The 25,605-nt window shown below is 51.9% G+C and carries 26 protein-coding genes and 1 pseudogene; 13 read left to right on the forward strand and 14 right to left on the reverse strand.

What is annotated here, in order from left to right:
• Nucleotides 1-71: 71 nt before the first annotated feature.
• The 3 genes from K1558_RS10200 to K1558_RS10210 are packed head-to-tail and all read right to left on the reverse strand — an operon-like array spanning nt 72 to nt 3,694.
• Nucleotides 72-2,246 carry a carbohydrate-binding domain-containing protein gene (locus K1558_RS10200; protein WP_238651449.1) on the reverse strand — a complete coding sequence of 725 codons (2,175 nt, stop codon included), beginning with the start codon at nt 2,244-2,246 and terminating at the stop codon, nt 72-74.
• 28 nt (nt 2,247-2,274) lie between these two features.
• Nucleotides 2,275-2,958, reverse strand: coding sequence for a DUF4956 domain-containing protein (locus K1558_RS10205; RefSeq protein ID WP_238651450.1), 684 nt, complete (start codon nt 2,956-2,958; stop codon nt 2,275-2,277).
• Entirely contained in the window at nt 2,951-3,694 is a 744-nt protein-coding gene (locus tag K1558_RS10210; RefSeq protein WP_238651451.1) for a polyphosphate polymerase domain-containing protein, read from the reverse strand. Before K1558_RS10210 ends, K1558_RS10205 begins: the two co-directional genes overlap by 8 nt.
• Before the next feature lie 166 nt (nt 3,695-3,860).
• Between K1558_RS10210 and K1558_RS10215 the strand changes: the two genes are divergently transcribed.
• The 3 genes from K1558_RS10215 to K1558_RS10225 are packed head-to-tail and all read left to right on the forward strand — an operon-like array spanning nt 3,861 to nt 6,523.
• Nucleotides 3,861-4,538, forward strand: a complete 678-nt coding sequence (locus K1558_RS10215; RefSeq protein WP_238651452.1) for a response regulator transcription factor — start codon at nt 3,861-3,863, stop codon at nt 4,536-4,538.
• On the forward strand, nt 4,538-5,824 hold the full coding sequence (locus K1558_RS10220; protein WP_238651504.1) for a sensor histidine kinase: 1,287 nt from the start codon (nt 4,538-4,540) through the stop codon (nt 5,822-5,824). Before K1558_RS10215 ends, K1558_RS10220 begins: the two co-directional genes overlap by 1 nt.
• Before the next feature lie 51 nt (nt 5,825-5,875).
• Nucleotides 5,876-6,523, forward strand: coding sequence for a Vat family streptogramin A O-acetyltransferase (locus K1558_RS10225; protein WP_238651453.1), 648 nt, complete (start codon nt 5,876-5,878; stop codon nt 6,521-6,523).
• A gap of 67 nt (nt 6,524-6,590) precedes the next feature.
• Here K1558_RS10225 and K1558_RS10230 read toward each other — a convergent pair whose 3' ends face one another.
• Complete coding sequence (locus K1558_RS10230) at nt 6,591-7,673, reverse strand: polysaccharide deacetylase family protein (protein ID WP_238651454.1); 1,083 nt, start codon at nt 7,671-7,673, stop codon at nt 6,591-6,593.
• 273 nt (nt 7,674-7,946) lie between these two features.
• Here K1558_RS10230 and K1558_RS10235 point away from each other — a divergent pair, with 273 nt between their 5' ends.
• The 4 genes from K1558_RS10235 to K1558_RS10250 all read left to right on the forward strand — a co-directional run bounded on the left by K1558_RS10235 (nt 7,947) and on the right by K1558_RS10250 (nt 10,930).
• Complete coding sequence (locus K1558_RS10235) at nt 7,947-8,552, forward strand: hypothetical protein (protein WP_238651455.1); 606 nt, start codon at nt 7,947-7,949, stop codon at nt 8,550-8,552.
• A 273-nt stretch (nt 8,553-8,825) separates the two neighbouring features.
• Entirely contained in the window at nt 8,826-9,452 is a 627-nt protein-coding gene (locus K1558_RS10240; protein ID WP_238651456.1) for a sigma factor-like helix-turn-helix DNA-binding protein, read from the forward strand.
• A gap of 80 nt (nt 9,453-9,532) precedes the next feature.
• Nucleotides 9,533-9,784: a helix-turn-helix domain-containing protein gene (locus K1558_RS10245; protein WP_238651457.1), complete on the forward strand. Its 252-nt coding sequence runs from the start codon at nt 9,533-9,535 to the stop codon at nt 9,782-9,784.
• 330 nt (nt 9,785-10,114) lie between these two features.
• Entirely contained in the window at nt 10,115-10,930 is an 816-nt protein-coding gene (locus K1558_RS10250) for a hypothetical protein (RefSeq protein ID WP_238651458.1), read from the forward strand.
• Nucleotides 10,931-11,011: 81 nt separating this feature from the next.
• On the opposite strand, the gene K1558_RS10255 is transcribed toward K1558_RS10250, so the two are convergent.
• Complete coding sequence (locus K1558_RS10255) at nt 11,012-11,758, reverse strand: nucleotidyltransferase family protein (RefSeq protein ID WP_238651459.1); 747 nt, start codon at nt 11,756-11,758, stop codon at nt 11,012-11,014.
• Entirely contained in the window at nt 11,755-12,450 is a 696-nt protein-coding gene (locus K1558_RS10260) for a TetR/AcrR family transcriptional regulator (protein ID WP_238651460.1), read from the reverse strand. Before K1558_RS10260 ends, K1558_RS10255 begins: the two co-directional genes overlap by 4 nt.
• Before the next feature lie 191 nt (nt 12,451-12,641).
• On the opposite strand from K1558_RS10260, the gene K1558_RS10265 reads away from it, so the two are divergent.
• Nucleotides 12,642-13,442: an SDR family NAD(P)-dependent oxidoreductase gene (locus tag K1558_RS10265; protein WP_420800425.1), complete on the forward strand. Its 801-nt coding sequence runs from the start codon at nt 12,642-12,644 to the stop codon at nt 13,440-13,442.
• Nucleotides 13,443-13,783: 341 nt separating this feature from the next.
• Here K1558_RS10265 and K1558_RS33015 read toward each other — a convergent pair whose 3' ends face one another.
• Entirely contained in the window at nt 13,784-13,972 is a 189-nt protein-coding gene (locus K1558_RS33015; RefSeq protein WP_338019679.1) for a hypothetical protein, read from the reverse strand.
• Between the two features lie 26 nt (nt 13,973-13,998).
• Nucleotides 13,999-14,280: a hypothetical protein gene (locus tag K1558_RS33020; RefSeq protein ID WP_338019680.1), complete on the reverse strand. Its 282-nt coding sequence runs from the start codon at nt 14,278-14,280 to the stop codon at nt 13,999-14,001.
• Between the two features lie 156 nt (nt 14,281-14,436).
• Between K1558_RS33020 and K1558_RS10275 the strand changes: the two genes are divergently transcribed.
• Complete coding sequence (locus tag K1558_RS10275; RefSeq protein ID WP_238651461.1) at nt 14,437-14,784, forward strand: helix-turn-helix domain-containing protein; 348 nt, start codon at nt 14,437-14,439, stop codon at nt 14,782-14,784.
• A gap of 19 nt (nt 14,785-14,803) precedes the next feature.
• A pseudogene (locus tag K1558_RS10280) lies at nt 14,804-15,058 on the forward strand (helix-turn-helix domain-containing protein); the annotation flags it as partial.
• A 151-nt stretch (nt 15,059-15,209) separates the two neighbouring features.
• On the opposite strand, the gene K1558_RS10290 reads toward K1558_RS10280, so the two are convergent.
• The gene (locus K1558_RS10290) at nt 15,210-16,940 is read right to left on the reverse strand and encodes an Imm51 family immunity protein (RefSeq protein ID WP_338019681.1); all 1,731 of its coding nucleotides are present in this window, start codon (nt 16,938-16,940) and stop codon (nt 15,210-15,212) included.
• 269 nt (nt 16,941-17,209) lie between these two features.
• On the opposite strand from K1558_RS10290, the gene infC reads away from it, so the two are divergent.
• Entirely contained in the window at nt 17,210-17,722 is a 513-nt protein-coding gene (gene infC, locus K1558_RS10295; RefSeq protein WP_238651462.1) for a translation initiation factor IF-3, read from the forward strand.
• Between the two features lie 715 nt (nt 17,723-18,437).
• Here the strand turns inward: infC and K1558_RS10300 are convergent.
• From K1558_RS10300 to K1558_RS10310, 3 genes are all read right to left on the reverse strand, one after another.
• Nucleotides 18,438-20,144 (reverse strand): ABC transporter ATP-binding protein, encoded by a 1,707-nt coding sequence (locus tag K1558_RS10300; protein WP_238651463.1) that lies wholly within the window; start codon nt 20,142-20,144, stop codon nt 18,438-18,440.
• 336 nt (nt 20,145-20,480) lie between these two features.
• Complete coding sequence (locus K1558_RS10305; RefSeq protein ID WP_238651464.1) at nt 20,481-20,915, reverse strand: tetratricopeptide repeat protein; 435 nt, start codon at nt 20,913-20,915, stop codon at nt 20,481-20,483.
• An 87-nt stretch (nt 20,916-21,002) separates the two neighbouring features.
• On the reverse strand, nt 21,003-22,241 hold the full coding sequence (locus K1558_RS10310) for an ATP-binding protein (RefSeq protein ID WP_238651465.1): 1,239 nt from the start codon (nt 22,239-22,241) through the stop codon (nt 21,003-21,005).
• A gap of 224 nt (nt 22,242-22,465) precedes the next feature.
• Here K1558_RS10310 and K1558_RS10315 point away from each other — a divergent pair, with 224 nt between their 5' ends.
• Nucleotides 22,466-23,263, forward strand: coding sequence for an AIM24 family protein (locus K1558_RS10315; RefSeq protein ID WP_238651466.1), 798 nt, complete (start codon nt 22,466-22,468; stop codon nt 23,261-23,263).
• Nucleotides 23,260-24,126: a GNAT family N-acetyltransferase gene (locus K1558_RS10320; RefSeq protein ID WP_238651467.1), complete on the forward strand. Its 867-nt coding sequence runs from the start codon at nt 23,260-23,262 to the stop codon at nt 24,124-24,126. The genes K1558_RS10315 and K1558_RS10320 overlap by 4 nt, the downstream gene beginning before the upstream one ends.
• Nucleotides 24,127-24,232: 106 nt before the next feature.
• Here K1558_RS10320 and K1558_RS10325 read toward each other — a convergent pair whose 3' ends face one another.
• Together K1558_RS10325 and hprK are read right to left on the reverse strand one after the other, a co-directional pair.
• On the reverse strand, nt 24,233-24,517 hold the full coding sequence (locus K1558_RS10325) for an alpha/beta-type small acid-soluble spore protein (protein ID WP_238651468.1): 285 nt from the start codon (nt 24,515-24,517) through the stop codon (nt 24,233-24,235).
• A 73-nt stretch (nt 24,518-24,590) separates the two neighbouring features.
• Nucleotides 24,591-25,508: an HPr(Ser) kinase/phosphatase gene (hprK, locus tag K1558_RS10330; protein WP_238651469.1), complete on the reverse strand. Its 918-nt coding sequence runs from the start codon at nt 25,506-25,508 to the stop codon at nt 24,591-24,593.
• Between the last annotated feature and the right edge of the window lie 97 nt (nt 25,509-25,605).

Here is a 25,605-nt window from a genome sequence, read left to right on the forward strand (position 1 = left end):
CTGATCATACTTATATTTGTACAAAAACAGAGACTATCCGCTAATGGATAGTCTCTGTTCTGCTGTCCCGCTTAATTCGTGCTTGTACCTGCACCGTCTGGAGCTGTAGTGCCGGCATCGGCCGGAGGTGTTCCGCCCTGTCCGCCGGGGCCTCCCCCGGCTCTATTGCCTCTTCCTCCGCCCCCGAAGCCGCCGCCGCCCGGGCCGCCCATCCCGCTTCCCCCGGTAGTGACACCGGAAGCATCGACCCAGGTTACCTTGCTGGTAATGTCAAAGGCAACGAACTTGGTGCCCCCGCTATACTCTCCGCCGGTGTACAGCCCGTCTGCGGCAGTTCCTGTAGAGCTCCCGCCGGTATAGACGGTGTATGAGCCTTCCTTCAGCTCAGGCGAACTGACGACTACGCTCTGGAAGCTCTTCGCCGGAGCGAAGGTCAGGATCGTCTTCCCGTCCGCATCCTCCAGATGAACCAGGGTTCCGGCTGGCTGGGTTGCTGCAAACTCCATGCTTACGGAATACTGGCCGGAATCCTCGCCCGGAGCCTGTGCCATTCCCGATGCACCTGCGGCTACCAGGAATCCGCTTGTAATATTGAAGGCTCCGTCATAATCCAGCGCACCGTTGCCGGAGTTCTCAGGGCCATTCACAATAACAGTGCCGCCGGTCATCGTTATCGAATCGTTAGAATCCAAGCCATCGCCTGCAGCGTTGACTGTCAGCTTGCCGCCGCTGATGGTCAGCTTATGGCTGCCTGTGCTGCCGGACTGGCCCTGTTCCCCGGTTGCCGCCGCGGTGTTGTCTTCATCGCTCCAGGATACATTGAGACCGTCATCGGAGGCAGTTACATGGATGTCACCGCCGGATATAGTGATATCCGCCCCTTCTATCCCTTCATAGCTCTTCGTTATATCGAGGGTCCCGCCCGAGAGGAAGACCTGGGCATCGGCGTGGATTCCGTCATCGCCGGTAGCGATCTGGAAGTCTCCGTCCGTCACCGAGATATTGCTGTTGCTGTGCACCGCATCATCGGCGGAATTGATTTTGAAGCTGCCGCCGTTCACCGTCAGGTCGCCTCCGGCCTTAAGACCCTTTGTGCTGACCGTGTCCGTCTCTTCTGCTGCTGCGGTGTCTGTCTGGGCCGCTGCCGCAGTGCCACTCTCCGCTGCTTGGGGCATGCCGGCCCCTGGCGCTGCATCCATTGCAGGCGGTGTGCCTCCGGCTTCTCCCGGAGCTGGGAAGGTGCCATCCTCCGGACGCTGGCCGAAGCCGCCTCCGCCGCCCATACCCGGCCCGCCTTGATCGCCGGTCTTCACTTCAGCATTCTCCTCGCCTCCGCCCGTCACCAGTGTAAAGTTCCCGCCGTCAATGACAGCTGCGGTCTCCGCCTGAATGCCGTCATTGCCTGCTGTAATATCGAAGGTCCCGGTGGCAATGGCGATGAAGCCCTTGGTAGCGTCCTTATCATTGGTTGATTTGATGCCGTCGCCTGCGGCATTCACCGTGATATAGCCGTCCTTAATGGCAATCATATCTTTACCGACGATGCCGTCATCTGCGGCCTGTATTTCGATCGTGCCGGACATGATTTTCAGATCATCCTTGCTGGTAATGCCATCATTATAATTGCCAGTGACCGTCAGCTTGCCCGTGCCGTTAACCGTCAGATCCGCCTTGCTGAAGATGGCTGCGCTGGGCTCATCCTCAGCTCCGTCTGCGAACACATAAGCAGCTCCGTCTGTCACGCTGTTATCCGTACCCTCCTGCAAGGTGATGACCACTTTGCCGGCTTGCTTGATATAGATTGGAGCATTGTCGCTGTCCGTCAGGTGAGCGCCGTTCAGCACCAGCCTCACCGTGCCCTTAGCCTGCTCATCTACGATAATCTGGCCGTCGCTGAGCGTGCCGCTGAGCACGTACGTTCCAGCTTTTGTAATGGTAATTGTGCCTTCTTGCACCGTGACACCGGCCCCGTCTGCGGCGGCACTCGTCCCGGTGAGAGTAATGGCTGTGGAATCCGCTGCCGTCCAGGCGGTTACTGTATCCTCCTCATCCCAGGTCACAAGATCTGCTGTCTTCACACTTACCGGCATTACGGTGCCAGTGATACTGCTCTGACCAGACGAAGCTGATGCATTCCCGTTGTTACTTACACTGTTTAGCGAAGCGGCATTAGCACTGCATGCTGTCATAACGGCTGCGCATAACAGCACCATCCCTATTCTGCTGGCTGTTCTATACTTTTTCATTACTCTCATCCCTTTCGTATCTCACAATTTAATAGTCATTCATGGCCGGGGCCATGGTCAGTGACAGATCCAGATTTCCGTTGCGTGTACGGATTGCGTCCAGCAGCTCCTTCTGGCTCGTCTGCTCTGTAATGGTTACGGCGTAGATCAGCTCATACAGGCTGCCCAGCTCCGTGGTTCTGATTTTCTTCAGCTCATAAGCGACATTGAAGGTGTTGAAGACCTCCGCGAAGGCTTCCTCATAGCCCAGATTCTCGGGGATCGTTACTTTCAGTGTCTTCTGCATCGACCGCTTGCCTCCGAAGCCGGTCCGGTTCAGCAGAACCATCAGCACACAGAGAATCAGCGTGAAGAAGACCGCATAACCGAACGCTCCTACGCCGCAAGCCAGCCCGGAGGCCATGGTGAACAGAACGAAGGTGATGTCCTTCGGATCGCCGGGTGCGCTGCGGAACCGGATAATCGAGAAGGCGCCGGCCAGGCTGAAGGCCCGGGCTACATTGCTGCCAATCAACAGAATAATGATCGCGACAATCACCGGCAGCAGCACCATCGTCAGCGTGAAGCTCTGTGAGTATCCGGCAGCGCTGGTCTTCATATAGGTGAGGCTGATCAGTCCGCCGAGTATGATGGCAATAATAATGGTTAACACAGCACTCATGAACGTAAGTTCAGTACTAGATTCAGCAACAGCAAAAATCGAATCAAGCATAGCAGACACTCTCTCTTTCTATTTGATTGTTTCTCAGCATTTTTTTATATTCATTGCCGTATTTGGAGAAGCTGGTGCGGTACATCTGATGCTCCGAGAGCATCCTGGCCAGCCAGACCGGAATCGTCTTCTCGGCCTTCACCTCCATCAGCCACTGCCCCGGCTCCAGCAGCTCCTCACCGTATACACCGTGCTCCAGCTTCAGGTCATACCGGCGGCAGCGGATATTGGTGTCGAAGGTGATGCGCAGGTCGCGGTTGTTTTTGCAGAACATGGCTTTACGGTCATAGGACAGATACAGCTTCGGCTCCAGCGGATAGCGGGTCAGCAGGTACTTGATCTCCTCGATTACCTGCTTGTTCATGTAGCTGGCGAATTCAGGCTCCCTGCCACTCTTAATGAACGCATAGGCTTCGTCCAGCTTGAGCGGAGTTCTTCTTTTGTTGACCAGGCCCAGCACCTTCTTCTTGATCTCCAGATAGACTCTGGTGTCGCTGTCCGGAATGCCGTAAGCTCTGATGCGGAGCTTCTCCTTATACTTCGGCTTCGCCAGGCTGCTGCGGATCAGGGAGTTCTGCGGTGTGTCATAATAGAGATTCGTAATGGAGTAGGAGCCGTGCTGCTTGTTGTATTCATCAGGCTCCATATATTCCAGCAGTTCGTGGTAGAGCTTCAGATAGGATTCGTGGTTGAACAGATATTTGTTCTCGTAACGGTTGAAGACCTCAATGGCCATAGGAATCAGATCCTTTCGGGAGAGTATAGGGTGCCGCTTGCTTATGGATGTATCTTAGCCCCCGAACCTTTAATGAATCTTAAATGGGTTAAGGTTGGTTAAAGGTACCCTTGATATAATGGCAACAGCAGCACAACCATCACATATGCAGAGGATGATCCATCCCATGAGAATACTAATTGTAGAAGACGAGGTTCATCTGGCGGAGGCCTTAACCCAAATCCTCAAAAAAAACAATTATTCAGTAGATGCCGTCCACGACGGCAGAACCGGCCTGGATTATGCGCAGAGCGGGATCTATGACCTGCTGCTGCTCGATATTATGATGCCGGAGCTGGACGGAATCAGTCTGTTGAAGGAGCTGCGCCGGGACGGTATCTCCACACCGGTCATCATGCTTACTGCTAAAGGGGAGATCACCGATATGGTGACCGGTCTGGATTACGGGGCGGACGATTATATCGCCAAGCCGTTCGCTTCCGAGGAGCTGCTGGCCCGTATCCGCGCGGCTCTGCGCCGCAAAGGCGAGGTTATTCCTGACGATGCCCTGAAATACGGGGATATTGAGCTGAATACAGCCAATCCGAAGCTGACAGTGAAGGGTCAGGAAATGAAGCTGAATCTGAAGGAAACGGAGCTGCTGGAGCTGCTGATCCTGAGGAAGCAGGCGGTGACCTCGAAGGAGCTGATTATTGAGAAGCTGTGGGGATTCGATTCTGAGGCGGAGCATAACAACGTGGAGGTCTATATTTCTTTTTTGCGTAAAAAGCTGGCCTTCCTGAACTCCGAGGTTCGCATTACCACGATTCGAAGTGTGGGGTACGTGCTGGAGGGGAGCGCATGATATTCCGTAAGCTCAGAACCCGGTTCCTGATTGTTAATCTGGTGACCATCTCCATTATTATGCTGGCCGCCTTCGCCGCCATCTACATCTTCACCTACCGCAATGTACAGAGCGACATCTACATGTCACTGCACCGGATTGCGGGCATGCAGCAGCCGGGACCAGATGATGGGCACGGACCACGGGGGCCGGGAAGCGGCGGGGGAAGCAGCCCTATGGATAAAGGGCCGATTGACCCCTACCAGCCGGAGCGTTCCGTCTCCTTCAAGGTGGAGACCGATGCCAGCGGCCAAATGACCGGCAAGGAATCGGTATTCACGATGGACGATGAGTTATACACGAACGCACTGAAGGAGGCCCGCGGGATCGGTCAGGATACGGGGCGCTTTACGCTGGATGGCAGCCGGTGGATTTACATGACCAAGGCTACAGGCAGCGGCAAACAGTTCATCTTCATGGACATCACGTCCCAGCAGCGAATTCTGACCAACCTGATCTACACCTTCGCCGCTGTCGGCTTGCTGACGCTGGTCATTCTCTATTTCACCAGCCGCTACTTTGCGGGGCGCTCGATTGCGCCGGTGCGGGAGGCTTTTGAGAAGCAGAAGCAGTTCATCGCCGACGCCTCCCATGAGCTGAAGACGCCGCTGACGATCATTAACACGAACGCGGATGTGCTGCTGGCGAACAGTGAGGATACGATCCGTAATCAGGCAAAATGGCTGCAGTACATCAAATCCGAGACTGAGCGCATGACCCGGCTGACAGGGGACCTTCTGTACCTGACGGAGATGGATGACGCGCGCACGGAAATGCTCCACAGCAGGTTCAATATCAGCGAAGCGGTTGAGAACATTATTTTAACCATGGAGGCCGTCATCTTCGAGAAGAATCTCGCCTTCGACTATGACATTCAGCCTGGACTTACCGTGCCGGGCAACAGTGAGCAGGTGAAGCAGGTGGCCATGATTCTGCTGGATAACGCGGTAAAATATGCGAATCCCAAGGGGGCTGTACACATCTCGCTCCATAAGCTGAACAGCGATGTTCTCCTCTCCGTTTCGAATACAGGGGAAGGCATTGCGGCGGAGCATCTGACGCGGATTTTTGACCGCTTTTACCGGGCCGATACCTCTAGAGCACGCAAGCAGGGCGGGTACGGCCTGGGTCTGGCGATTGCGAAGTCCATTGTGGAGCAGCATAAGGGGAGAATCTACGCGAAAAGTGTGGCCGGCGAATCTACAACATTCTATGTACAGTTGCCTTCCGGGAACCATCGGTTATAATGGGGAATTATATGAAACCTACCATTCTTCCGGAAAGGTGTGTGAATGCTTATGCAGCCTGTTGGCCCGAATCCGAACGCGATTCATCCCAATCCGCAGATTCCCCAGGTCCGCTTCATCAAAAATACGCTGACCCGCCCGAATATCATCGCCGGAGACTTCTCCTACTTCGATGAACCCGACGAGTCGGTGACCTTCGAGAGCCGCGTCACCCATCATTATGAATTCATCGGAGACAAGCTGGTGATCGGCAAGTTCTGCGCCATTGCCAGAGGGGTCGAATTCATTATGAACGGCGCCAACCACCGGATGAGCTCGGTGACCACCTACCCCTTCAACATTATGGGCGGCGGCTGGGAGCAGGCTACTCCTGAACTGGCAGACCTGCCCTACAAAGGCGATACCGTTATCGGCAACGATGTCTGGATCGGCCAGAATGTTACGATTATGCCTGGCGTGACCATTGGCGACGGGGCGATCATTGCGGCTAATGCTACCGTCACCAAGGATGTGCCCGCCTACCATATCGCCGGGGGCAATCCGGCCCGGATTCTGCGGCAGCGCTTCGACGATGAACTCACCGCCCTGCTGCTGGAACTGAAGTGGTGGGATTGGACTCCTGAGAAGATTACCGCTCACCTCAAGGTGCTGTGCAGCAGTGATCTGGAGCAGATCCGGGGGCTGGCCGGGCAGAGCTGACGCGAAATAAGGGGATGCCCCGGCAGCCATGTGCTGGCTGTTCGGGGCATCCCCTTACCTATGCGCGCTAATTGATCTCCAGATAATCCAGGTAAGCATCCCAGGTCCCGTCATCGGCGGTGACTATCAGCTCAATCAACTGATTGCCCGTTCCATGGCTGACATTGTTAATCGTGTAGACCGCAGGGCTGCTTCCGCCATAGTAGAAGGTCCCCTTCGTCACCCCGCCGATCTTCAGATCCACCCTGGCCATGTTGGCGTTATTGGAGGCCCCGCGGAGAGAAAAGTTATGCGTGCCGCTGGTGAAATACTGGGTATACTTCACGGAATCATTGTTCGCGTACAGAGCGACTCCTGTGAATGGAGAGCTGATATTGGAGGTGTACTGCCCGGATTTGGTCATGTTCTCCGCCTCCACCTTCGTTACTGCAGGGCCAGGACCATTGCCGCCGTCAGGCGCAACCGCCCTGCCGGTGCTTGGGGAGATCATGCCGGAGCACAGGCCGCGGTTCTTCAGGTTCTGCGCAATCTGCGGAACGGCCTGGAGCGTCGTCTGATACTGGTCATGCATCAGGATGACATCGCCATTCTTCATTGTTCCGACAGCAGCCACGATCTGAGAGGTTCCAGCTCCGTTCCAGTCCTGGGAATCCACATTCCAGAGCACTTCGGTAAGGCCGTTCTGGGCCTGAATCGACTTCAGGGCCGCATTGGTTGCACCATACGGCGGACGGAACAGCTTCGGCGCGGTGCCGGTGATGGATTGCAGCGTCTGCTGTGTCTGCGTAATCTCTGAGGTGGCCTGAGAGGTGCCTACCTGTGTCAGATTGGCATGGGACCAGGAGTGGTTGCCAATCCACATCCCTGCGTTCTTCTGGGCCAGCACCAGAGAAGGATTACTCTGCGCCTTCTGCCCGACATTGAAGAACGTGGCGCGCAGACCGTTCTGCTGCAGCGCATTCAGCAGATTGGTGGTGGTGCTTGCATTCGGCCCGTCATCATACGTCAAGGCCACGTAGCCGTTCGAGCAATCGGCGGCGTACACCTTCTCACCGCCCGCCGCCAGGGAGCCGCCGAATAACGACACCACCAGCAGCCCCATCGCGGCCCATTGGGTAACCCTTTGAATAGCTTTGGCTCTAAACTTCATTCCGCCTTCCTCCTTATTAATGGTGTATTGATTCCTAGCCCGCAGTCACGGTATCCGTCCACTATCTGTATGTATCTATCTCCGATGAATTTTGGTCAAGCGCTTACATTAGTAACTATAACAATTATTTACTTTTTTAGCTAGATGGAAATTTGGTGAACTGTAGGTTGATTTAAAGAACATAGACTTCACTTTATTAGATATAAGCAAGAGAACAACATCATCCATGGTAAGTTGTTTGAGCTTAAATTCTAATTAAGGATGTGTTGATTTATGGCATTTACATGTTCAACAAATGGTGGAGGCGTCGAACTCTCAGCTTCAACATTTGAATCGATTTATGGGAAGTATGCTGACTGGGCAAGCTACAAGACAGGCGTTCCTTACGTAATGATTCTGATTATGTGGTATCACGAGAGCGGAAAAGGAAGTCAAAATATTAATACTCCCTACAACAATCCAGCAAATGCTTATGGAAGTGGTCCTGCCCACCCGTATGCAAATATCTGTGTAGGCGTTACAGACTTCATTAATCTGATGACAGGAACAAATTTTAAAGTTAGTGCTGTTGACGCTAATGGACGCTCTGCATCAAAGTATATTAAAGACGCAATTGCTAATGGTTATACACTTCCAGCCAGTAATAGGTATGGATCAATCCCAGGTGCTGGCACATATTATCCTCCTGGTTTCGGTGCAGGATGCGCTGCCATGGGGGCAATGGGATGGGCTGAAAGTTTTTATTACTCTCCCGGCTCTGCTGTAGGTGCAATTCCAAGCGCAGCTGGAAATATTCTTCAACGATGGTGGGAGGTTTTTTACTCCTCTATATCCAAAACTAAAATCGGTACTACTCTGGCACCCAGTTGCTGTGGCTAAAATCTGTCGGAACCATTTTATGAGGAAAGTATTTAATGTTGATATCAAGGACGAGGAACCCTTTTACGGGACACCTCGTCCTTTTGCATTTTAGATTTTAGTAGCCTCAAGACTGGGAGAAACATATTTCTTTTTACAAAAAATTTAATAAAAAAACAAATATGTAGGTTTATGAGATATAATAGAACATATGTTCTAATTTAGGTTTATTTTAGGATTCTATTCTTCACTTTATTAATAGACTTCATATTAATCGTGAGGAGGATATACGTAATGAATTTAACATTGTTGAGCAAAGCAGAGTCGGGACTTGTCGAGAGTTTTTTCCAAAATAAAGAAAACATATCGTTAAATCCAATCGTCAACTCCTTTTTTGATGACGAACAACACATTAAATGGTTAGTTCAAGCTATTAAAGGGAGCGAAGTTACTCTACAACTTCTTAATATAGCATTCAAGAAATATTATTTCAGGATACGTTTTATTCACTTTATTTCTTCAACTATACACTTTGCTACCATTGGTTTTATGAGAAAAATGAATAAGGTTAAAGAAAGAAATCTTCTTTACCTAGACAGTGACTACTCTTCTAATAAAAACAACAAGGATGAACTCCTTTTTAATAATGCTCCACTTTTTGATCATTACTTTTTCGGAGAGAAATTTTTCAAAGATAATATTGAAGACGACACACTTTACTTGGCATGGGTCAATCTGAGCCCAAAGCAAAAACAAGTAATTGTATTATCCTACATGATGTCTTACCAAGATACTGAGATTGCCGAGTTCCTTTCCATCAGTCCACAAGCAGTTTTCAATAGAAAAAGAAATGCATTGGTTAAAATGAGAACTATTTATTTCAGTGGAAGAAAGACCAGTAGATGCCTTAATAATCATTAACTCCCGACTACTTTAATGACTCTGACTAAAGTTAGTGAGGACCTTTCCACCTCAGTAAATAAACAAAGGAGCAATCATTTATGGAAGAAGATTTATATCTTTTGGTCAGTTTAGCCCAGAAAGGAGATCAAAGAGCTTTAGAGAGGATTTTAGAAATATTTTCTCCATTACTTAACAAACAAAAGAATATAGTCGATTTGAATGACCAAGATGATTTATTACAGACCTTAAGAGAGCTAATAATTGAAAAGACTCTAAATTTTGATATCGAACATTCACCTGACTTTTCACACTTCAAACCGAACGGAGAAATTAAATATGGTAAAAAGTAATATGGAAAGACAATTAGAAATTCAAAAAGAGATTTGCATATTAAACAAAAAAATACTCACTGCTGCTCCGGAAGATCTGGAATTCTATGATTCAGTTGGTCAACTCTACGCTTTAAAATTGAGAAACATCCAAGAAGAGTGCCTAAAAAGGGACAATTGCACAGTTATACTCTCAGACTGTAGGTAATATTCATTACAAATATGTAAATATATATATGATAATTGTCTCTTTATTTATTGAATATAATAACAAATAAGTAATGAAAAACTATTTCCGTATTGTATAATAAAGTATATTAAAAATAAAGTAATGTTAGGAGAGCCCAACCAATGAAAAATACAAAACTCTACATTTTAACAACAATTCTCATGAGCACTTTGCTTATTTCTGCATGTAACAGTAGTACCAACACTTCTCACAAAACAAAAGAAGCATCGAATGCGACTTCTCAAACAGGGGAACAAGTAAACTCCACTTCAAACTCCAACAATAAAATCATGAAAATTGGAGAGGACAGCTACAGTATTTCATTAAATGATATGAAAACAGAAAAATTCAATTTTGCTGTCAAGACGTCTGCTGGTATCGTTTGGTCACCGGCACCAAAAATGAAAATAGCCCCTGGAACAGAAGCAAATCCAGTTTATTATCCAACTGAACCGTTTACTTTCTATTTAAGTCCTGCCAATGAGAAGAATCTGGTTGTAGAGAAATCAAAAAAGCTAACCACCCTGCAACTGAAAGATGGTGAAGCTATTCTAACAGTTGATGAAGTATTTGGATTTGGAAGTCATATCCTCTATCATACATCTTCCATCTTTACAGATGGAGCCCAGCCGCTAAGACAACAAGTCTGGGTTATGGATGTTCAAGATCCCACATTTAACAAAGCTATTAATGAGTTTCACTCGACAGGGGGAGATTCTTATGCGTATGCAATTGATGAAAAAGAAAATCTTTACGTCGGGGTTAGCGTAGTTTCCGGGAATGCTGATGGCAGCAGTAGCTCTGAAGCCTTTGTTTATAACGTTTCTACTGGTAAGAAAGAGAAATTAGATGATTACGCTCTTGCCACAAACACATTGGACTCTATAAAATTCAAATACAATAATAAGGATTATTCTTTTAAACTTCAGGCTAAATAGTAGATGAATTCAGTCAGTTTTATTATAAGAAAACAAGCAGTCTATCCTCCGCTGGATAGACTGCTTGTTTCTTAAACTTATTTATTCGCCCTGCCCCTCCAGCCTGGCCCGCATCTGCCCGTAAGCCTCCGGGGTGCCGACATCCTCGATCGTCCCGTCCGTATAGTAGGCCCGCAGCTCCCGGCGGGAATGCAGCCATTCCGGGAAATAACTCGGCGCATCCGGATTACCCCCCTCGGCCAGATACCGGGAGAACAACGGCAGCGTAGACCGCTTGTAGATATAGAGCGCGAACACCCCGATGTTCGAGCGGGGCTGCTGCGGCTTCTCCTCCAGCGACACCACCCGCATCTGCGCATCCAGCTCCGCCACGCCGATCCTGCGCAGCTCTGCCGGATCATCTACTGTCCGCACCAGAATACAGTCCTTACCCACCTTGCGGAAATAGTCTAAATATCCCTCAAGGCCGAACCCCAGCACATTATCTCCGGCCAGGACCAGCAGATCGTCCTCTATCTGTTCCTGCTCCAGCACATACTGGATATCGCCGATCGCCCCTAACCGCCCTTCAGGAGAAGTGGTGCCGTCATTCAGAATACGGACAGGCTTCCTCCCCCGGTACTCCTGCCGCCACTGTTCAAACGCAACGAAGAAGCGGTCATTCGTCACAATAAGAATCTCTGCAATGTCCTCCAGCATCTCCAGGCGCGCCACCAGCAGATCCAGAATGGTCCGCTCCCCCTGAACCGGCAGCAACGGCTTCGGCGTGTCTATCGTCAACGGATACAGGCGGGTCGCATACCCCGCTGCCAAGATTAGTGCAATCATTCTCTGCTCTCCCCTCTGCCTGGCCCAGGCGACGTAAACAAGGATTGGGACAGCAAAGCCATTGTTTGTTTGTATACGGCATGGGCTGCTTCGGCATCGCCAAGGAACCCGCCCATATATAGATGGATCACACCGTGCAGCGATGCCCATATCGTGCTGACAAGGGTCTCCGTCTCTTCCTGATCCGAGATTTGTCCTTGCTGTTGCCCCGTGCTAATTAGCATCAGCAAACGGCGTATGGCAGTCAGCGTTCCCTGCATACTCTCCGCATCCGGCTTGAACTCGGCAAAAGCCCCTCCGAACATCAGCTTATAGTAGCTGGTATAGTCCTGCCCAAACTGCCAGAAGGCCTCGCCCAGATCCAGCAGATGCTGCCGGAGGTCAGCGGACGGCGGTACTTCTTCAAACCGCCGGGCCAGCAGCTTGCAGCCCTCCAGATACAACTGCTGGGCCAGGCCCTCTTTATTGACAAACAGACTGTAGATGATCTTGGTGGAACAGCCCATCCTCTGCGATACCCTGCGCACAGTGACGGCCTCCGGCCCCTCTTCCTGCAGAATAGCTGCGGCTGCATCCACCACTAGCTTACGGAGATTTTCCGTATTTTGCAGACGGGCTTCCTGATAGGTCTTCAGTGTTCGGCCTGTAGCTGGCGGGGACTGGTCTTCGTTATAGATAAGAATCACCTGCATTCGGTTATCATGTTATTGACCAGCAACAGAGTTGCCCGGTTCTAACAGGAATTCTAAACATTTGCTCAAAGCTTGTCAATTCACCCATCATGCTGAAAAAATGAATTGACACACGCGTGACATCTTGGTTACTATGATTTATAAAGGTAACACTGTTACCAAAACAAAACATTGATTCAAAAGGAGTAGAAATGATGAATATTAAAGGGAAATGGTCATTAGTCACCGGAGCCTCTTCGGGAATCGGCGAACAGTTCGCCAGACAATTAGCTAAGGAAGGCAGTCATCTGGTACTGGTAGCCAGGACCGCAAGCAAACTAAATGCCCTTGCAGCCGAATTGACACAAAGGCATGGAGTGGAGTGCCGGGTTATTCCCCTGGATCTGTCACTCGAAGGTGCTGCCGGAGAGCTGTACCAGCAATGCCAGCAGCTTGGCCTGAATATTGACCTGCTGGTGAACAATGCGGGGTTTGCTACCCATGGTCTGTTCGAGCAGGTCTCCGGCGAACGTCAGCATGAAGAGGTCATGCTCAACGTAGCCGCTGTAGTCGATATGACACATCTCTTCCTTCCTGGAATGCTCCACAGAGGAACAGGCGCTGTGATCAATGTTTCTTCTACCGCAGGCTTTCAGCCGCTGCCTTATATGGCCGTCTACGGGGCGACTAAAGCTTTTGTCTTGTCTTTTACGGACGCCCTGTGGTGGGAGAACCGTAACCGCGGCGTGCAGTTCTTCGCCCTGTGTCCAGGCTCGACAGAGACTAATTTCTTCAACGTGGTAGGAACGGAGGATGCCTCTGTCGGCGGCGCGAAGGACTCTCCGGAGCGGGTTGTAGCCCTCACACTGCGGGCAATGGCCAGGGGGAAACAATACGTTGTTCCTGGAATCCGCAATTACCTGAGTGCCCAGATTACGCGGTTCATGACCCGCAGACAAAGTCTGAGGCTGGTCGGGGGGATGCTTCGCCCTTCAGAGCCTAAGCAAATTTAGTTAGATAAACGGACATAATCAGTGCAAACAAGCTACACGCCGTTGTGCTGGGATGTGGGGGCAAGAGTCTGGTTAATCCGAACATACAGATCTTGTTCCCTTGTCCTCTATGTAGAAGAATTGCTTTTTATAATCTCTCTCAACAGATTTTCAGTTAACCGGACCTTATGGCTATTAGACTTCCGAAGGTAGATATTCAGGAAGCTCTAGAACAACCTGCGCCAGACAATCTGCCAGTACCTCATCATACCGTCTGCTCTCTTCTGCCGTCACTCTCTCACGCAGCGCTTCAAATAATGCCAGACAACGCTTGAAGTTGCTATCGTGTCTGGACTGGTGGGCTAGTTAGCAGCCTGAAGGATGGCACCAAGTCCGGGTAGCAGCTCTTCAGGATTATCCTCCAAAAAACTGCAATATTCCTCCAGAAGTCCAGTCTTCCCTGAGAGAATATCCATAATATACAGGTTAGCACGCGCCAAACCTCTGAACTCCTCAGCAATTGCCTCCCCTTCTACACCCAAATCCTCCATCCAGCCAAGCTCAGCATAGCGGTATATCATCTCTCTAGCGTCGTCATACTTCTGCTGCTTCTGATAAGCGATGCCCGCATCAGATGACTGAACCCGAAATAATAGACAAGCGGACGCTGCATGTCCATAAGCGGTACCGGAAGCCCTTTAGCCTTGTGATACTGCCTCTCCTCATAGATACACTGCGCATAGCTGTACAGAATATCTGCCGTATTCAGCATCTTGTCCCATTCCTCTAAGCAATTTTCCATTACCAGCATTTCAACGATAATGTCCGGATTGAGTAATTTTAGAATAGAAGGGCGCATGGGTGGAGCCTCCTTTTTTTCTTTATATAAAAGTTGAAAAGTAGTACAATAAATCAAATATACTGCTAATAAGTAGTATTATCAATTACTTTTACCGCCTTTACGACCCTGCTTTTTAAGCACGTACTCTCCTAACCTTTAGGAGAGGTGATTTCTATGACAGACTTACGGAACACGGTCGGAGACCGAATGCGCGCAATAAGGAAGGCCCAAGGATTAACACAGCAGCAATTAGCTGAGCTATCCAACTTAGATGATGCGTACATAGGAGCAGTTGAGCGCGGAGAGCGAAATTTTTCTATAGATACCTTGGAGAAAATCGTAACAGCACTACAAATTCAACCCGGCGAGTTATTTCTCCATTCTCAAGGTCTCAACGAGACTGAAGCTGCGCAGCGGAAAGCCCTTGATGAATATGCGGTTATTGTTCGTGGATTAAGCGTGAAGCAAATCAGCACTTTACAGAGGATTGTTGGCGAGGTAAAAGGAGCTTTTGAGGCATAAGTATTCATGAGGTGATCCCATGAATTTACCAGAAAGTGTAGGAAGTCGGATACGTGAGCTTAGAAAAGCTAAAGGATGGACCCAGGAGCAACTGGCAGAAGCTGCATCACTTCACTATAGCTATATAGGCGGGGTTGAACGCGGAGACCGCATCCGAAGATCACGTAAAGAAATGAACCTCTCGCAAGAGCAGCTTGCAGAACGGTCAGGTCTACATACCAATTATGTGGGTCAAGTTGAGCGCGGAGAGCGAAATTTTTCTATAGATACCTTATGGCCCGGCGGGCGGCTTAGTTGCAGAACTACAGCTACCCGCCACGCTTCCCCACATTTATGCCACTTGGCTGGCCGGATTCACCTATTTTCATCTCTCTGATAAAAGCAAGGGACCGCCCTCTAAAAGAAGGCAGTCCCATCCATTCCCCCTAATCCAGCTCCGCCCGCGAGAACAAATCGCGGATCAGCTCGTCGTCCTCACAGGCCCGCTTGAAGGCGGTGGCGAACTTGACCAGCGCATCGCCGTCCGAGGAATAGGCGCAGAACATATCCGCCTCCGGGTCGAAGCGGATGAGCTGGGCCAGCTCCGGCATCCGCTCCTCCAGGAAGACTGCGGCCAGAGAGGCCCAGTCATATCCTCCCCCTTCGAAGCCCTCGTCCTCCCGCGCCGCGAACACCTCGGACTTATAGCTGCCTGCGTTCAGAATCACGGACTTGCCGCCGTTATCCTGCTCCACAATAATAAAAGGCTTCAGATCCACAGCTCCCACCGTTTCCGCCTCCTTCAGCTTCTTCAATAATTGTTCCTTCGCTTCATCCGTGAACCGGAGATTCCCGCCGGTGTTCACGATCATACCCTGCCGGATACGGTCATCCAGCCAGTCCGTGATGAATCCCGGGGCATATCCGCCAGTGCTGAATTCCCCGCCGAACGCGATCATTTTGGAATACACCTCAAGATATTGTTCACGGCTCGTATCCGGATAGGCGTTGGTGTAGAGCCAGAATTGCAGATCATACATCAGAGTGGAGCGTTCATCTGCATGAAGACTGAAATGCCCCTTCTCCTCAACGATGGCGGTACAGATCCTGCGGATGATGCCCTCTATGTCGTCCACTTCCGTTACCTTGCCGCACAGCTCCTGCAGCAGCGGAGAGAACTGCGCAGAGGCCACCTTCGTCAGGTCCGCCTGCTTGTCCTCTTCCGAGGTATCGAACACCTCATCGTTCACCAGCCCGCGGATGAAGGTCTCGAAGTCTGGGGCCAGGAACGTAATCTCATAATTCCCCTCCTGGTCTACATGTATGACCTCGGGCTCACCCTCCGGCCCGCAGTGGCGGTAATCCAGCATGATCACATCATGGCCTGCGGAAGGACAGTCGCCGAAGACCACGCCGATATCGGGATACCCCCACTCCTCGATCATGAAGCGGCTGCCCAAATCCCCGCAGAGAGAGTAGCTTTTGTCACGCCCGATGCCGGCAATCCCTGAGATCGCCACATGATCCTCCGCCCAGGACGTAGATTCACTCACCGGAAAACAGGTATTGCGCGGAATCCCCCCGTTATGCTGCTTCATCATGGCGATGTAAGAAGCCGGCAGCTTATAGCCCAGCTCCTCCTCAACCGAAGCAATCAGCTCGTCACTTGGCAGTGGAGACACATAAGATTCCAAGGCGTAGTCGCTGTCATCCCAGAAATCCGCACAGAAATCAAGAAAAGAACCCAGGTCCCTGCTTCCGCTCTCTCTTAGCAATTTAGCATTATGTATCGCTTCGGCGCGTCTGGCCTGCTCTCTCGCCTCACGCTGCACACCCTCCCGGCTATACTCCAGCATCGCCTGAAAATCTCCGTCTCCCGGCTGCAATTCATCCGCCCGCGCAAACGCCTGAACGGCCTGCTCATACTGCTTCAGATGATAATAGGAATATCCTATGCGGAAATGCCACAGCGGATCATCCGCGCCCTCCTCCGCCACACTAAGCAGCAGCTCCAGCGCTTCCCCGTATTGGTCCAGGTTATTGTAGGCCCGGCCTAACTGGCTGGTTAACTCATACCCTCTCTCGTCTACCGGAATCTCCAGAATGCGGTCCACGATCTGCTGGTGCTCATCCTGCTCATGCCAACGCTTGAATTGTGCAAGCAATGCTTCATCCATACTTTAACCTCCCTAGTTCTGTCACTATTACCCATTTCACCGGAAAATCAGTAGATTAAACATGCTTCAGATCACAGAAACTTGATTCCGCACAAAAAGGAGGCTGTCCGGAACCTCCCCGGCACCAGGACAACCTCTCCAATATCATTCATTGCCATTTCGCCTAAAGTTACTGCCGCGCTGCCGTCATCCGGCTACCCATATTGAAGACAGCTCCGCTTCCATATATGATAGCTATATCATACTTGATTAAAGGAGGATGCTTATCCGTGGCTGTACTGATAAATGAACAGATCCGGGCCGCCGAGGTCCAGTTGACCGGGCTGAAGGGCGAGAAGCTCGGCACCCTATCCCGCGAAGAGGCACTGTCAATGGCCAGAGCCGCAGGTGCCGACCTCGTCTGCACCTCGCTGATGAGCAGCCCGCCGCCCTGCAGCCTGGTGGCCAAGGGCACAGGCAAAGCGGCTGCGAAGGCTGCCCGCAAAGGCACTGCCACCCGCCCCCAAGGCGGCGGAGGCAGCAGCGAGAAGGTGAAGGAGCTGCGCTTCACCGCTTATATCGAAGAGCATGACTACGACACAAAGCTCCGTCAGGCGGACAAGCACTTACGCTCCGGCAAGCCGGTGCAGCTTGTCGTGAAGTCCTCCGGCGCGAAGGAAGCCGCCGCTGCGAAGGCCGTGCTGGAACGCCTGGTCGCGGACCTGAAGGAGGCCGGAAGCAAGGCTTCCGGGCTGCAGACCAGCGGCAAGGGCGCGCAGGTGCGGATGAATCCGCTCACGTAGTAGCGGCCCGATCTGGCAGAACGAATCGGAATGGCTCGGGCTTCGAGGTTGAAGTGCCCCGCCAAGGCGATCTCTGATGAGATCGCCTTTTTGAGCTGGCAGCTCCACCCTGCCGGATGCCGATCCATTGCATTACCTGCAATAGATCGACCCGAAATCGGCCATATTATCGAACCTGTTGTACTCTGTACAGCAGATTTCAGCAAAGTTAGCTTTATCGGGCTAATATGCAGATTTCAATTGCACGATCTGCAACAGATCGCTATATAGCTGGCGAAATCACTAATTCTCATGTACATAATGCAATCGGCAGACGGAACGCTGGACAATTGCAGTGAGGTATTAGCTGCGTTTGTAGCGAATAATCAGAGATAAGTGTATTGTGTGCATCTAAAAACAGTGAAACAGAAAGCTTTCCTCTTTTAACTGTATTCTGTACAACTACATTTGCCCGGATGGGCGAAAATCCAGGTATAGAAGCATTTTACTTGCACGAAATACAGCTAAACAGAGGTTTGGTGGAACAACCGGCGGATTAGTTGTACAGATTGCACTTAAGCCTACCCCTGGCACCTTAATCGGGCACGGCAACCCTAAGCAGCAAGCGATGAGTTAGAAGTAACTTTCACACGTGTGAATCTGATGAAGTACTTGCAGTCTCTGCCAGCAGTCACCTAATCAGTCTCCGCCAGCAGCCCCTCATCAGCCCCGCCCCCTACTCCACCTGCCCCCGTCCGTTATTCCACAGGTGGCGGAACGGAGCATTATCCCGCAGCAGCGTCGCGAAGTCCCCTTCTCCAACCAGCTTCCTCCGCTCCAGGACCAGAATCTGGTCCACGCGGGAGATGAAATTCAGCCGGTGGGCGATGATGATGACCGTTCTTCCGCGGAACGCTTCGAACACGGTCTCCATCAGACTGGCCTCCGTCACATTGTCCAGCGCGGATGCCGGCTCATCCAGGATAATCAGCTTCCGCTGCTGCAGAATGGCCCGGGCGAAGGCCACCCGCTGGCGTTCGCCGCCCGACAGCTTCAGCCCCCGCTCACCAACCCTCGTCTCCAGCTTCTCCGGCAGCTCCAGCACCTTCTCTTTCAGATGCACCTTATCCAGCACTGCATACAGCTCCTCATCCGGAACCTCCTGATCGAACACCATATTCCCCCGGATTGAGGTATCGAAGATGGGGCTATCCTGTGACAGATACGAGATGTGGTCGTAGTAGCTGTTCAGACGCAGCTCATCGATATCTGTTCCGTCCACCAGCAGCTCGCCGCCGCTTTTCTTCAGCAGGCCGGTGATCAGCTTAATGACCGTTGACTTGCCGCTGCCGCTCAGGCCCACCAGCGCCACCGAGGTGCCGGGGGCAATGGAGAAGGACAGCCGGTCCAGTACCGGGACATCCCCGTAGCTGAAGGTGACCTCCTTGAATTCAATCCCGCCCTGCAGGGCGGTGATCTCCTTGCCCTGCTCCAGATTGCGGTCCACCGGGGCATTCAGGAAATCCTCGAACCGCTGATAGGTGACCCGGTTCAGCTTGTATCCGACGAACAGGACGTTGAAGATGGCGATCGGCGTGTATATTTTCTCAATAAACATGAACAGCGCGACCATCACTCCGACCGTGGCTTCCCCGGAGGCCACCTGCTTCACCCCGTAGAGCAGAATAATGACCTTAATCAGCGTAATGAACAATTCAAACAAGGCAAAAAAAGCCTCATGCACCATCTGCAGCCGTGCACTCTGCCCGATGATCTGCCGGGCCGATTCGTTCAGCTTGGCGATCTCCTGGGCATACTTCTTGTTGGTGCGGAACACCACCAGCTCCATGAAGCCGCGCACCCCGTACCGGGACATTTTCTCCTGCTCGCTCAGTACAGACTCTTTGATCCGGTAAAGCACCTTAAGCAGCACATTCGTCAGCACAAAGATCACTACATACCCGCCCGCAATCACCAGCATGATGCTGAGATCATAGTAGCTGATGAAGAGCAGACTGAAGAGGATGGCCGGCAGCAGCTCATGCAGCGTGTGCAGAACAAAAGAAAACAGAATACTGTTACCGGCGGCCGCACCATTCTCGATCACCTTGATCATCTGGCCGGTGCCCATGTTCTGATAAGCAGAGTAATCCATTCTGGAGATGGAGGACATGGCCATAATCTTCAGCCTCTCCGTGATGCTGTTGGACAGGTATGCACTTGGATATTCATCCGCATAATTGAGAACGACCGTTAACCCCAGCAATATTCCGTACAGAACAATCCAGAACAGGATATCCCGGAAGCTCCAGCCCCCGGCCGCCTGATCCAGCACCTTCTGAAAGACAACAATCCCCAGGCTGCCCAAGAGCTGAATGGTGAAACCGAGGACCAGATATAGAATAACCCACCCTTTGAGGGATTCAAGAGTTTTACGCAGCATAAATTCAATCTCCAATCTATTCATAGGTATGCAAAAAAGCCGGGACTGCCCGTCATTCCATACACGAAGCCGCCTGCATCAGCAGTTGGATCGCGCGCGGAATAACCAGTGTCCCGGCTACAACAAGAATAACCATACAGACACCGTACGAGGTTCCTAGTTAACGTGTCCCAAGGGCAGACTTCCCCCTTGGCGGCTGGTACGCGTTCTACCCAGCCCGGTAACTAGTTACTCGTAACGGTACGGTATGGCATCCTGTTCACCCCGATTGTAAGATTGTCATCATTGTAGGCTGCAGGCCGCCGTACTGTCAATACCGGCTTCCCTTCACAGACTCTAACGCTTGGTCTCTTCCGAAGTCTCACCCTCTGTGGCGGAAGCCTCGTCGGTATCCTCAACATCTTCCGTATCTGCCAGCGCCGCCGCTTCAGTCCGGCTCCATTCCAGGAACTCTATTGCATCCTGATCCTCCGGGTCCAGCTTATGCGCCCGCTCGAAGGCCTTGATCGCTTTGTCGTATTCATTCAGGTAATAGTAGGCGTAACCGACACGGAAGTGCCACAGCGGGTCTTTCTTGCTCTTCTCCTTGGTCTTGTTGAACCATTTAAGCGCTTCCTTATAACGGCCCAGATTATTGAGCGCCCGTCCGAGGTGAACCGCCAGCTCATCGTCGATCAGCGGGGTAGGCACCTCTTTGATACGCGATACGATCTCTTCAAACTCGTCTGCCTCATGCCAGGCATTCAGTTGGGCAATTAATTCTTCTCTCATTGCAATTTAGGCCTCCCGGTTAATAAATCCATTCCTCTAACAGTTACTTTATCATGTTCACGGTGACTTTCCCACTGGCTCCTGAGGTTATGTAGGGATGATGATGCGGAAGGTGGTTCCTTTTCCTTTTACACTCTGGACCCGGATGTGCCCGCCCACCTTATGGACCGCATTGTAGGCCATCAGCATTCCGAGACCTGTGCCCTCTGCCTTGGTCGAATAATACGGCTTGCCCAGGCGCGACAGCTCCTCCTTCGTCATCCCGATACCGTTATCCCGGATGGTAATGAGGATGTTCTGCTCACTCTCGGAAATATCAATCGACAGCACCGCATCCTCGGTCCCCTCCATCGCTTCAATGGCATTCTTGTAGAGATTGATCAGGCACTGCTGCATCTGGTTCCGGTCGTAATGGGTATATAGTGAATTATTGAAGCTGAATTCAACGGCAACCTTGTGAATAGTGGCATAGGGCAGGATGACATTCTTGGTGTATTCGCATTCCGCCTGGAGATTGGAGTAGACCCGGTCCTCAGACTGCGGCTTGGCAAAAGACAGATAGTCGCTGATAATCTTCTCCGCCCGGTTCAGCTCCAGCAAGGACAGCTCGATATAGCTTTTCTCTTCAGGAGTGAGGCCCTTCGACAGATTCAGCAGCTGAAGGAAGCCGCTGGTCACGGTTAACGGGTTACGCATCTCATGCGAGACGCTGGCCGCCAGCTCGCTGACCACGTTCAGGCGCTCCGACTGCATCATCCGCTCGCGGTTCCTGAGGTTTAACAGAATCTGCTCCAGCAGAATCATCAGGACCGCCATGACGACAGCGTGAATCGTTAAGGCGTTGACAACCAGCATCCAGTACTGCATATCCAGCTTGTTCAGGATCAGGCTCAGAACAATGAGATAACAGCCCATCGTGATGATTACGAGACAGGTTGCCCAAATAATACGGCCTCTCGGCTTAGAACGAAGAAACCGCTTGCTAAGCGCCGGAACCAGAGCCAGAACCGCCGTCGAGAACAGCAGCGACTGCACCGTTCCTTCGCCGCCGACATAGAAGCGGTATATATTCAGGATCAGATATAAGGGAAGGACGTTTTTGTACCCTCCGTACAAAGCTGTAATTATAAACGGGACATACCGCAAGTCAAAGATAAATCCGCTCTCCAGCTGAATCGGCTTGGCAATACACAGGATCATGGTGAGGGCTGTGAGCAGCACAAGGATCTTCCGGTTATAGGCATGGGGCCTGTTCTCGAAGAAGATCAGAAAGATCAGCACGGGAAACAGCATGAACAAGAAATTGAGCAGCAATGTCTCAAACAAGGCTAACTTCCTTTCGGCTCTACTGCGGGTAGAGGCAAATGCGTTTGTGCGCAAGGCACTATACTTAGAACATTACGCTAATCTGATAATATATGTAAAGGAATTGTTATACTGTCTTTTTTATTTCAATGCCAAGGATACCCGCGGGCGGTGTCGAATATTTATGGCGGAAGACATGATTACACGGCTGTGCATAATAATTGCGACCGAAGGAGTAGATCACCATGGCTTTTACCATCAGTAATCTGAAGGACAATTCCAACGTAGTCGTCAGGCAGGAGCTGGGCGGGTTCTCGGTGCTTGAATACAAGGAGGACTTAAGCTGTACCTCCGTTGCCGAGGCGCAGGCCAATTACTTCATGAGCCAGAGCAACATGCGCAATAAGCAGCTTATGATTGAGCTGAATAACAGCGAGGTAATGCTCAGCGCAGGCGCTATGCAGTACATGATCGGTAACATTGAGATGACCTCCGGCATCAAGGGTGTCGGCGGTCTGATGCGCAATATGCTGTCAGGCGCAGCCACGGGAACAAGTGCAGTTAAACCGCTCTATAAAGGAACCGGCACGATTATGCTGGAGACCACTTACAAGTATCTGTGGCTGATTGACGTAGACCATGACGATATCGTTCTGGATGACGGGCTGTTCCTGGCCTGTGAGACCACGCTGGATGTCTCGGTTACAGCCCGCAAGAATGTGTCCTCTGCCGTTCTCGGCGGAGAGGGCCTGTTCAACCTGAGTGCCCGGGGCAAGGGCATACTGGCGCTGGAAGCGCCGATTCCGGCCGAGGAGGCTGTAGTGGTTGAGCTGCAGAATGATGTGCTGAAGGTGGATGGCAACTTTGCATTGATGTGGTCGAATACGCTGGATTTCACCGTCGAGAAGTCAGGCAAGACCCGTCTGGGCTCCGCCGCCTCCGGTGAAGGTCTGGTCAATGTCTACCGGGGAACCGGCACGGTCTGGCTGGCCCCGCTCACGAATTACAGGAACAGCCTGTTCACGGCTCCGCCTGCGCCATGAATCCGGGGATAGCGATTATTGCCATGACGTACCATTCCAGACGGCAGGCCGCAGATATTATGGAACTGGAGCAGCGGTGCAGCGAGGCGGATGCCATCCGCATCAGCTCAGACCTGGAGCATCTCACCAAGGAAGGCGGCGATCACGCGCTGCTCTGCTACCGTGAAGACCGGCTCATCGGCCTGCTGAGCTGGTTCACCTCCGGCACTGAATATGCGCAGATCAATGCCATGGTCCATCCCGAATACCGCCGCCAGGGCGTGTTCCGCCAGCTTCTTCAGCGGGCCAGGGAAGACATCGCTCCGCTTGCTGTGCGGGGGCTCAGCTACAGAATACCCGGCGGCTCAGAGACGGGCCTGGCCGCAGCCGCAGTCCTCGGCGCCCGCTACGACCGGTCGGAATATGCGATGATCTATGATCCCCGGGCTGCTGTCCCGCCGGTTACAGACGCTGTGCGTCTGCTCCCGGCAACACCTGCCGACCTGGAATTCAGCATCGCCTGCTCCGCCCGGGCCTTCGGCGAATCGGAGGAGGAGACGCGCGGATTCTTCCAGCGGACGGATGAGCCGGGGAAGATGACGTATATTGCCTGGACAGAAGACGAGCGGATCGGGCTGATCCGGGTCAATGCGGTGAACCAGGAGACGGCATTCATCTACAACTTCTGTATATTGCCCTCCTGTCAGGGGAAGGGATACGGCGCTGAGGTACTCCGGCAGACCGTCGGTCTCCTGCTGCAGAAGCCTTATCCGGTTATCCGGCTCAGCGTGGTTACAGAGAACGCACGCGCACTACAACTGTACCTCCGCAGCGGATTTGCGATTCGTACGGAGAACAAATACTTCAGCGGCAGCCTGCAATGAAGCTGCCGCCCCGCTTGAAGCAGGGAATAGCAAAGAGATCCTCAATCCCGAAATAGGGAAGGGATCTCTTTGCTATGGATATGAATCTAATCAGTTATTATCAGTTCTATTCCTTCGGCTGGTTAGCCAGCTGCTCCTGGGCAAGCCGAATCATCTCACGGACCATAGAGCCCCCGATTCTGCCGCCGATCTGCCCGGCCGACTCCGTAGTCAGCCCGCCGTTATTCCCTGCCTGCAGCGGGATGCCCAGCTCCTTGGCCACCTCGTACTTCACATCATCCGGATGCTGCGGATCAACCTTGAATCCTTCCTGGCGCATGACCTCCGCCTTGAAGGTCTGCATCCCCTGGGCTGATCCCGGCACTGCGTATCTTCTGCTTCTCCTTGCCATTCTAACAATCCACTCCCTTGCTGTCTTTCACCTAAGTTGCCCAAGGAGCGGACCCTTCATTCGTCTTCTTCCGTCAGGACTGCATTCCGTCTTCAATCCGCTTCATGAATTCCTCTGCTGCGCTGTACCCGAGCTGTTTGAGATACCAGTTGTTCGCAGCTGCTTCAATCAGGCCGGCCACATCGCGGCCCGGCTGAAGCTGAACCTCAATATGCGGGATCTGTACCCCGAGATATTCGGTGAACTGGGGAACCACCTCCAGCTCGTTATTAAGCGAGTTCTCCTGCCACGGTGCCAGCTCAATATCGAGCACAATCCGCGTCTCATCCTGGAACGCCCGCCGTCCGTACTGGCGCACAACATTGATGAGGCCGATGCTGCGCAGCGCCAGGAACTCACGGGTGGTCTCGTTGTGGGTACCAAGCAGCGTTGTTGGTCCGAGCTTCTTCAGCACGACAATGTCATCGGCCACGAAGCGGTGGCCCCGTCTGATGAGAGTGTGTGCGGTCTCGCTTTTGCCAATGCCCGATTTGCCCCGCAGCAGCACGCCGATCCCTGATACGTTAACGCACACTCCATGGATAGACACCTCGGGTGCCAGCGTCTTCACCAGGAAGCTGTCCAGTCTGGCGATGAACTCGTTGGTCACCTCAGGAGTCCGCAGCAGCGGGATCCCCTCCTGGTCACAGAACAGCGTCAGATAAGGAATCTCCTGCTGGCCGCTGGTCACGATGAAGCAGGGCGGATGATATTTGACAATATTGCCGATATGCAGCTTGCGCTCCTCAACACTTAGCGTAAGCAGATAGTTGATCTCCTTGCGGCCCAGCACCTGCACACGTTCCATTGGAAAGAAATCGAAATATCCGACGAATTCCAGGCCCGGCCTGTGCGTCCTTGGACGGGTCACGGGACGGTCCATCCGGCCCGCTCCGGCAAGCACCTCCAGCTTGAATTTCTCCGCCAGGCTTTGAACGCTAATCGACTTCATAGGATGCCCTCCCAACCATATTTTTCCGCTTGATTTAGCTAAAAATCTTGTATTCTGCACACGCTAATTATATATTAAAAGCAATATATAAGACCTT

Origin of the sequence: Paenibacillus piscarius (assembly GCF_022234545.1) — a bacterium.
Lineage (GTDB): Bacteria > Bacillota > Bacilli > Paenibacillales > Paenibacillaceae > Paenibacillus_AQ > Paenibacillus_AQ piscarius.

What these genes read in the sequence shown, in the direction of transcription:
- K1558_RS10200 (WP_238651449.1), bottom strand. Translation starts at nt 2,246, where the DNA reads ATGAAAAAGTATAGAACAGCCAGCAGAATAGGGATGGTGCTGTTATGC.
- K1558_RS10205 (WP_238651450.1), bottom strand. Translation starts at nt 2,958, where the DNA reads ATGCTTGATTCGATTTTTGCTGTTGCTGAATCTAGTACTGAACTTACG.
- K1558_RS10210 (WP_238651451.1), bottom strand. Translation starts at nt 3,694, where the DNA reads ATGGCCATTGAGGTCTTCAACCGTTACGAGAACAAATATCTGTTCAAC.
- K1558_RS10215 (WP_238651452.1), top strand. Translation starts at nt 3,861, where the DNA reads ATGAGAATACTAATTGTAGAAGACGAGGTTCATCTGGCGGAGGCCTTA.
- K1558_RS10225 (WP_238651453.1), top strand. Translation starts at nt 5,876, where the DNA reads ATGCAGCCTGTTGGCCCGAATCCGAACGCGATTCATCCCAATCCGCAG.
- K1558_RS10230 (WP_238651454.1), bottom strand. Translation starts at nt 7,673, where the DNA reads ATGAAGTTTAGAGCCAAAGCTATTCAAAGGGTTACCCAATGGGCCGCG.
- K1558_RS10235 (WP_238651455.1), top strand. Translation starts at nt 7,947, where the DNA reads ATGGCATTTACATGTTCAACAAATGGTGGAGGCGTCGAACTCTCAGCT.
- K1558_RS10240 (WP_238651456.1), top strand. Translation starts at nt 8,826, where the DNA reads ATGAATTTAACATTGTTGAGCAAAGCAGAGTCGGGACTTGTCGAGAGT.
- K1558_RS10245 (WP_238651457.1), top strand. Translation starts at nt 9,533, where the DNA reads ATGGAAGAAGATTTATATCTTTTGGTCAGTTTAGCCCAGAAAGGAGAT.
- K1558_RS10250 (WP_238651458.1), top strand. Translation starts at nt 10,115, where the DNA reads ATGAAAAATACAAAACTCTACATTTTAACAACAATTCTCATGAGCACT.
- K1558_RS10255 (WP_238651459.1), bottom strand. Translation starts at nt 11,758, where the DNA reads ATGATTGCACTAATCTTGGCAGCGGGGTATGCGACCCGCCTGTATCCG.
- K1558_RS10260 (WP_238651460.1), bottom strand. Translation starts at nt 12,450, where the DNA reads ATGCAGGTGATTCTTATCTATAACGAAGACCAGTCCCCGCCAGCTACA.
- K1558_RS10265 (WP_420800425.1), top strand. Translation starts at nt 12,642, where the DNA reads ATGATGAATATTAAAGGGAAATGGTCATTAGTCACCGGAGCCTCTTCG.
- K1558_RS33015 (WP_338019679.1), bottom strand. Translation starts at nt 13,972, where the DNA reads ATGGAGGATTTGGGTGTAGAAGGGGAGGCAATTGCTGAGGAGTTCAGA.
- K1558_RS33020 (WP_338019680.1), bottom strand. Translation starts at nt 14,280, where the DNA reads ATGCGCCCTTCTATTCTAAAATTACTCAATCCGGACATTATCGTTGAA.
- K1558_RS10275 (WP_238651461.1), top strand. Translation starts at nt 14,437, where the DNA reads ATGACAGACTTACGGAACACGGTCGGAGACCGAATGCGCGCAATAAGG.
- K1558_RS10290 (WP_338019681.1), bottom strand. Translation starts at nt 16,940, where the DNA reads ATGGATGAAGCATTGCTTGCACAATTCAAGCGTTGGCATGAGCAGGAT.
- K1558_RS10300 (WP_238651463.1), bottom strand. Translation starts at nt 20,144, where the DNA reads ATGCTGCGTAAAACTCTTGAATCCCTCAAAGGGTGGGTTATTCTATAT.
- K1558_RS10305 (WP_238651464.1), bottom strand. Translation starts at nt 20,915, where the DNA reads ATGAGAGAAGAATTAATTGCCCAACTGAATGCCTGGCATGAGGCAGAC.
- K1558_RS10315 (WP_238651466.1), top strand. Translation starts at nt 22,466, where the DNA reads ATGGCTTTTACCATCAGTAATCTGAAGGACAATTCCAACGTAGTCGTC.
- K1558_RS10320 (WP_238651467.1), top strand. Translation starts at nt 23,260, where the DNA reads ATGAATCCGGGGATAGCGATTATTGCCATGACGTACCATTCCAGACGG.
- K1558_RS10325 (WP_238651468.1), bottom strand. Translation starts at nt 24,517, where the DNA reads ATGGCAAGGAGAAGCAGAAGATACGCAGTGCCGGGATCAGCCCAGGGG.
- hprK (WP_238651469.1), bottom strand. Translation starts at nt 25,508, where the DNA reads ATGAAGTCGATTAGCGTTCAAAGCCTGGCGGAGAAATTCAAGCTGGAG.